We start from the raw sequence: 6,010 nt of genomic DNA, 5'->3' as shown, positions 1-6,010 counted from the left end.
GCGACGCTCCGCTCCAAACTAAAATCGACGCTCTGGACGCCGGGCACGGCGGTGAAAGCCTGCTTCAATGCGGGAATCGCTTCGGCGTTCAGGTCTTTGATCGAAATGATGGCGGTTTTTACGTTCATTCTTAACCAACCTTACAAGAGCCTCGTTAGTTTGCAACCGGCTGAAAAATTTCTCCGCGACGTCTCCGGTCTCCCCCGGGCGATAAGATTCGCCAAATAAATTACATACCGATTTTTCTTGACAGCGTGCCGGCTATGTGCGACTAAGGCCTCGTCCAGAGCCACGACGAGGCTCGAAACCGATCGGAGGAGAACGACAGATGGATGCGGACGAGGCCAAAACCTATCCGGAAGATCTGCTGCCGTGGGAGCTGCGAGATATTTCCCGCCGCCGCGAGAAGACGTCGTCCGGCCGTCCGATACCCTGGCTCGATCCATTCGTGCAGGCCGTCGAGCAGGCCGAGATGCTCATCGCCGAAGCGGAAAGAGTTCTCGATGCGGTGAGACGGCAATATCGAACCCGTAGGTGGCTCCGCAAGCTCTGGCCAGTTCCCGCCATTGAAGAAGCCGAATCGCGTCTCAACCAATTGCTTAAGCTGCGCGCGGATACAAAGGCCGAGCTTGAACGAGCGGCGCGGGAAGCCGGGCACGCTCCGAACCTGACCGACTTCAATCTGGTCGGTCTGGCCTTTTCCGGAGGCGGCATCCGCAGCGCCACCTTTAACCTCGGCATTCTTCAAGGCCTCGCAGACCTGGGGATTCTGCGATTCTTCGACTATCTTTCCACCGTCTCGGGCGGAGGCTATATCGGAAGCTGGCTCGCCGCGTGGATCTGGCACGAGCGGACGAGCCCCGGCGGAGGGCTTGCCGCCGTCGAAAAACAGCTCAAGCCCGCTCTGGTCGCCAGGCGGCCTCAATCGACAAAGCCGGAAGAACCGGAAGCGATTTTTCATCTCCGGCGCTACAGCAACTACCTCACGCCGCGGCTCGGTTTTTTCTCGCAGGACACGTGGACGGGAATCGCGATCTACGTCCGCAATCTTCTTCTCATCCAGCTGATCCTGGTTCCTTCGTTAGCGTTCGTTCTCTTGATCCCAAAAATTCTGACGAAAGGGTTTCAGGAGGTTTCTAGCGATAGGCTCCTTTGGACCGGTATGGCGGCGCTTTTGCTGGCGGCAGTTGTGGCGCTGGTTTCCGTGGCCTCCGCCCTGAATCGCCTCCGAATGGCGCAGGAGCGACATTTTCACCTGTGGAAGCTTCAATGGTTGATTTGCGTTCCGCTCGCCGCCGCCGCGCTGATTTTTTCCTGGCTTTTCGGCATGCAGCGATTGGGTCTCGCTGAGCTTCCGCCGCTCGCGTCGCTTACGCGGCTTTTGCTGGCGGACAGTTCGTGGGCGTATCTCGGGTGGGCTTTGACGCTCGGGATTCTGAACGTGCTGGTATTTATTGTCTGCGCCGCATGGCATCGCGCCGAGTCGAATTATTTGCGCCGGATCGCCGCCGACTTTGTAGCCGGCGCCGTCGCAGGGATTCTTCTCTGCGTTCTGCTGCGCTTTGGCCTTTGGCCCTGGGCCGGGAGAGGCAGGCTGTGGGACGTCCTCGGTTGGGGTCCGCCGATCTTTTTAATCGTTTTTCTCCTTGCCGTCTCCGTGCAGGTCGGTCTCAGGGGAGTGACTGAATCGGATGAAGCCCGCGAGTGGCGCGCGAGCATGGGCGCATGGCTGCTGATCTACGCGCTGCTCTGGTCCGGCGTGTTTGCGATCTCGTTCTATGGACCGTTAGCGTGGCAATTGTTGGGAGATTGGGCGAAAACGAAAAACACGCTGATCTTAAGCTGGATCGGCAGCACCGTAGCGGCGATTCTTGCCGGCAAGAGTCCGAACAGCGGCGGCCCGAACAGCGCGACGAAAACGGAATGGGTCGCAAAGATCGCGCCGGTTGTCGCCGTCCTCGGACTTTTGATTTTGGTGGCGTCGTTGTCGAACGAGATCGTCAACCAATGGTCATCGACCGAACCGACGAAAGAGCCGTCAATCAAGCAAAATGCGGGGTTATCCAAGATCGTGGGAACCGCACGGATCAATTCGGAACCCGTCCAAGTCGATGTGAAACTGCAAGCCGAAGAGGCATTACTAAAAAAACCTCACGCGACGCATCGCTATTGGAGAGGAATTAAGCGCGCCAAGCCGGAGGTCATCGGCTTGTTATTGGCGCTTTGTTTCGCAGTTGCCGGCGTGCTGGCCTACACTGTCGATGTCAACGAATTCTCTTTGCACGCTTCCTATAGGAACCGGCTGGTGCGGTGCTATTTAGGTGCATCGAGCGGCGACGATAGGAATCCCGATTGGATCACCGGCTTCGATCCCAATGATGATTTTCCGCTTGCGAGTCTCCGTAGCGGCCTAGGACATCAACACCTGGGCTGTTACGACGGACCTTTTCTCATCGTCAACACGGCCCTCAATCTAATGGCCGGGAAGGAACTGGCGTGGCAGCAACGCAAAGCCTTTTCGTTCGTGCTGACGCCGCGCTTCTGCGGCGGCCCGCTGACTGACTATCGGGAGACGGAAAAGTTCTGCGGCGGCATCAATCTCGGAACGGCGTTCGCCATTTCAGGCGCCGCGGTCTCTCCGAACATGGGATACCACAGCAGCGGGCCCATCGCCTTTCTGCTGACGCTTTTTAATGTCCGTCTCGGCTGGTGGGTCGGCAATCCGAAAAAAAACGACAAATACAAAAACCGAGGACCTAAACTCGGATTCCCGTATCTCCTCACGGAACTGTTCGGACAGTCCAACGCCGATCGCGGTTACGTCTACCTGTCTGATGGCGGGCACTTCGAGAACCTGGGAATTTACGAGTTGGTTCGAAGGAGATGCAAGTACATCGTCTGCTGCGACGCCGGAGCGGACCCGCTCACAACTTTCGAGGATCTGGGTAACGCGATTCGAAAAATCCGCGCCGACCTCGGCGTGAGCATCGAGATCGTCGGGGAGATGATCCGCCCCCAGCCCGGTCAGTCGCACAGCCGCTGGCATCAGGCCATCGGCGTGATTCGCTACGACCAGGTGGACTCCGGAGAATCGGTCGGAATGCTGGTTTATATCAAGGCATCGCTCACGGGCGACGAGCCGGCGGACGTGCTGGAGCATGCCGGCCGGCATCCTATGTTCCCGCACGACACCACCGCCGATCAATTTTTCGACGAATCGCAGTTCGAGTCGTACAGGAAGTTGGGCGAGCACGTCGCCTGGGAAGTTTTCCGCTCCGCGGCGCCGGAACTGAACAAAGGTTCGGACGCGATCTTCAATGCCCTGCGGCACCATTGGGTCTCCGTCCCTCCCGGCATCGAGGAGTCCTTCCTTCATCAGAAGGAGGCCTGGATCGAACTCGAAGCGAAACTGCGGGAAGATCCTCAACTCGCAGGTTACGATCTGAGAATCTATCCGGAGCTGGAGAGGCTGCTGGGCGCCGCTCCGCATGCATTGCTGGTGCGCGATCCGCGGGCGGAACTTCATTTTTGCAATCGCCAAATCCAACTCATGGAGAATGTGTTCATCGCTCTGCAGTTCCGCGAGTACCACGCGTACGCTCTCAATCGGGGCTGGATGAATCTGTTCCGCCGCTGGGCGGCGGCGCCGACGTTTCAAAAACTCTGGCCGGGACTCCGGGGCAGCTACAGCCGCAGTTTTGTCGACTTTGTCGAGGAGAATCTCCTCCCGCAATTTTATTTCGACATTGTGGAACAAGTCCCGGCGTATCTGGAGGCACAGTTGCTGGATGAATTCGAGCAGGATCGATTGAGCCTGGCGATCTTGCCGCAGGTTCGGCAGGTATTCGAGGAGCCTTTGCCTCTGGGCGCAACCGGCAGGAACGCAGTCTGGATCGTCGTGCCCCGCACCCTTCAACCGCCGACGGAAGCCTGGGGCATGGCGGTCGCCGCTCCGACGACCGACCCGAACGTGCATCAACTATTTGTGTGGATACGCGGGGCGCACCGGAACCTCGGCCTGGGGAGCGGATTGCTCGATAAGGCGATTCCCCTATTGAAGCAGAATTTTACCGGTCGCCGGCTGCTGGTGGATCTTGGAGGAGAAGATCCCAGCAGCGCCGGCTATCAACAACGAAAGGCCGCGTGGCTGCGCTTCTATTGCCAACGGGGATTCGAAAAAGATTCGTCCGACCGCAAACGGCTGCGCTTGACGCTCCAGCTCTGAGTCGAAACGCTACGGTCTAAAGGAGGAGTTGGATGGAATCATGGGTCCGGTGGGTTGGACTTTTCGCTTTTTTGGTCATCGGCATCGCCCTCTGGATGGGATGGCGTTTCCGCATCGACCCCGAGAAATTGCCCAAAGGTTTGAAGCCGATGCTCGCCCTGGAGCTTGCGGAATCGGCGGATGAGCTGGCGGGCGTGTTGGGGGAGGGACCACGGGGAGAAGCGAACCGCCAGGCCGCCCGGGGAGAGCTCAAAGTGGATTTTCTTTTCATCGCGGCGTACGGGCTCCTTTTTCTTGCCGCCGGCGTCTTGCTTTCGCGTCGGAATCTTTCTTGGGGAATTCCGTTGGGAGTGGCCGCCGCGTGATGCGCCACCGGCGCGGCCGTCTTCGATATCGTGGAGAATATCCGCCTGCTGAGAGTTCTGGATCTGCCAACTAGCGAAGTAACAAACGCGGCGGCAAATGGCATCCGTCAACCTTCCCTGATCAAGTGGAGCCTGATTTTCTTGACTGTAGGGTTTCTGTCGCCCACCTTCCTGTGGCGCTCGGACTGGATCGTTCTGATCGGCTATCTCTATCTGGCAGCGCTGCTCGTCGGTTTGGCCGGCGTATTTTTTTACCGTCCTGCGGTCGGTTGGGCCGCCGCCTTTCCCATGGGCCTAGGCCTGGTTGCCGTTGCATTCCTGTTTACGTTCTGGCCCAAGACATTTCTTCAGGAATTCTGAACGGCGCTTATCGCCGTTCCGGGAATAGGCCGCGGGAGCGCCGGCCGATTGAATCGCTTTCGAATTGCGCTCCGGCGTGGAACTCGCTATAGCTGACGAAGTCGGCGGCGCAAACTCCGCCGCGATTACCGGCTGCGCGATGTCGTTTTACGTCTCTCCCTTTATTTCCTGGGCGTGGAAGATAGCCTTCCATGCCCGCTGAGTTTTTCGCCCTCGCCAACGCGTTTTCGTTCGCGCTCCACAACATGCTCGCGAAAAAGGCGCTCAGGTATTCCAACCCGGCGACCGGCGTGATCAGCAGCCTGCTGATCAACATTATTTTCCTCTGGAGCCTGTCGATTCTGTTCGTGCCGCTGGCGCCGCTCGCGAGCGCTTCGATTTTGATTTTCGTCGTCGTCGGCCTCTTTCAGCCGGGACCGACCCGCCTGCTGACTTACAAGGGCATCGACGCCCTCGGCGTCGCGATCACCGTCCGATTCGCGCCACGACGCCGCTTTTCAGCGCCGTCATGGCGATCGTTTTTCTCGACGAGAAAATCACCGCGGCGATCGTGTTCGCCACCCTGATGATCATCGCCGGGATTACCTTGTTGTCGTGGCGGAGCGGCTCGATGAAACTCGCCGGCTCTGCGGTCTTTCTCTGGTACCCGATCGCCGCGTCGGTCCTGGCGGGGGCGTCTCAAGTCGTGCGCAAGTTCGGCATGGCGGCGGTACCCCACCCGATTCTTGCGGCGGCGGTGACGGCGACGACGTCTCTGGTGGTGTCGCTGCTGACACTGTGGTACGTCGAAAAGAGTCGAGAGACCTGGAAGATGAACCGGCAATGCTTCGGGTGGTTTCTCGCCGCCGGCATCACGATCAGTCTCAGCATGATCTGCATCTACTACGCGATCGATTTAGGCAACGTCTCCGTGGTGATTCCCATCAGCAGCACCGGCCCGTTCTTCTCGCTGATCTTCAGCGCGCTTTTTTTGCGCGACGTCGAAAAGGTGACCCTGAAAATCGTCTGCGCCGCCGCGATGATCGTCGTCGGCGTGGTTCTGATTACGCTGTGGAAGTGA

Annotated in this window: 5 protein-coding genes; all 5 read left to right on the top strand. The window is 58.7% G+C overall.

Going from position 1 to position 6,010, the window contains the following annotated elements; translation table 11 throughout:
- The first annotated feature begins 328 nt into the window (after nt 1–328).
- The 5 genes from VGL70_07320 to VGL70_07300 all read left to right on the top strand — a co-directional run bounded on the left by VGL70_07320 (nt 329) and on the right by VGL70_07300 (nt 6,010).
- Nucleotides 329–4,225 (top strand): patatin-like phospholipase family protein, encoded by a 3,897-nt coding sequence (locus VGL70_07320; protein HEY3303329.1) that lies wholly within the window; start codon nt 329–331, stop codon nt 4,223–4,225.
- Nucleotides 4,226–4,257: 32 nt separating this feature from the next.
- Nucleotides 4,258–4,590: a hypothetical protein gene (locus VGL70_07315; GenBank protein ID HEY3303328.1), complete on the top strand. Its 333-nt coding sequence runs from the start codon at nt 4,258–4,260 to the stop codon at nt 4,588–4,590.
- Nucleotides 4,591–4,620: 30 nt separating this feature from the next.
- Complete coding sequence (locus VGL70_07310; protein ID HEY3303327.1) at nt 4,621–4,950, top strand: hypothetical protein; 330 nt, start codon at nt 4,621–4,623, stop codon at nt 4,948–4,950.
- Between the two features lie 191 nt (nt 4,951–5,141).
- On the top strand, nt 5,142–5,516 hold the full coding sequence (locus VGL70_07305) for a hypothetical protein (protein HEY3303326.1): 375 nt from the start codon (nt 5,142–5,144) through the stop codon (nt 5,514–5,516).
- Entirely contained in the window at nt 5,459–6,010 is a 552-nt protein-coding gene (locus VGL70_07300) for an EamA family transporter (protein HEY3303325.1), read from the top strand. The genes VGL70_07305 and VGL70_07300 overlap by 58 nt, the downstream gene beginning before the upstream one ends.

The sequence above is a fragment of the Candidatus Binatia bacterium genome, from assembly GCA_036504975.1.
Classification (GTDB): Bacteria; Desulfobacterota; Binatia; order UBA9968; family UBA9968; genus JAJPJQ01.
Note: the sequence above shows the minus strand (reverse complement) of the source record. Positions and strands in the feature narration are given on the sequence as shown.

Excerpts from the sequence above, each read along its gene's own strand:
- VGL70_07300 (HEY3303325.1), top strand. The coding sequence starts at position 5,459 with ATGGCGATCGTTTTTCTCGACGAGAAAATCACCGCGGCGATCGTGTTC.
- VGL70_07320 (HEY3303329.1), top strand. The coding sequence starts at position 329 with ATGGATGCGGACGAGGCCAAAACCTATCCGGAAGATCTGCTGCCGTGG.
- VGL70_07305 (HEY3303326.1), top strand. The coding sequence starts at position 5,142 with ATGCCCGCTGAGTTTTTCGCCCTCGCCAACGCGTTTTCGTTCGCGCTC.
- VGL70_07315 (HEY3303328.1), top strand. The coding sequence starts at position 4,258 with ATGGAATCATGGGTCCGGTGGGTTGGACTTTTCGCTTTTTTGGTCATC.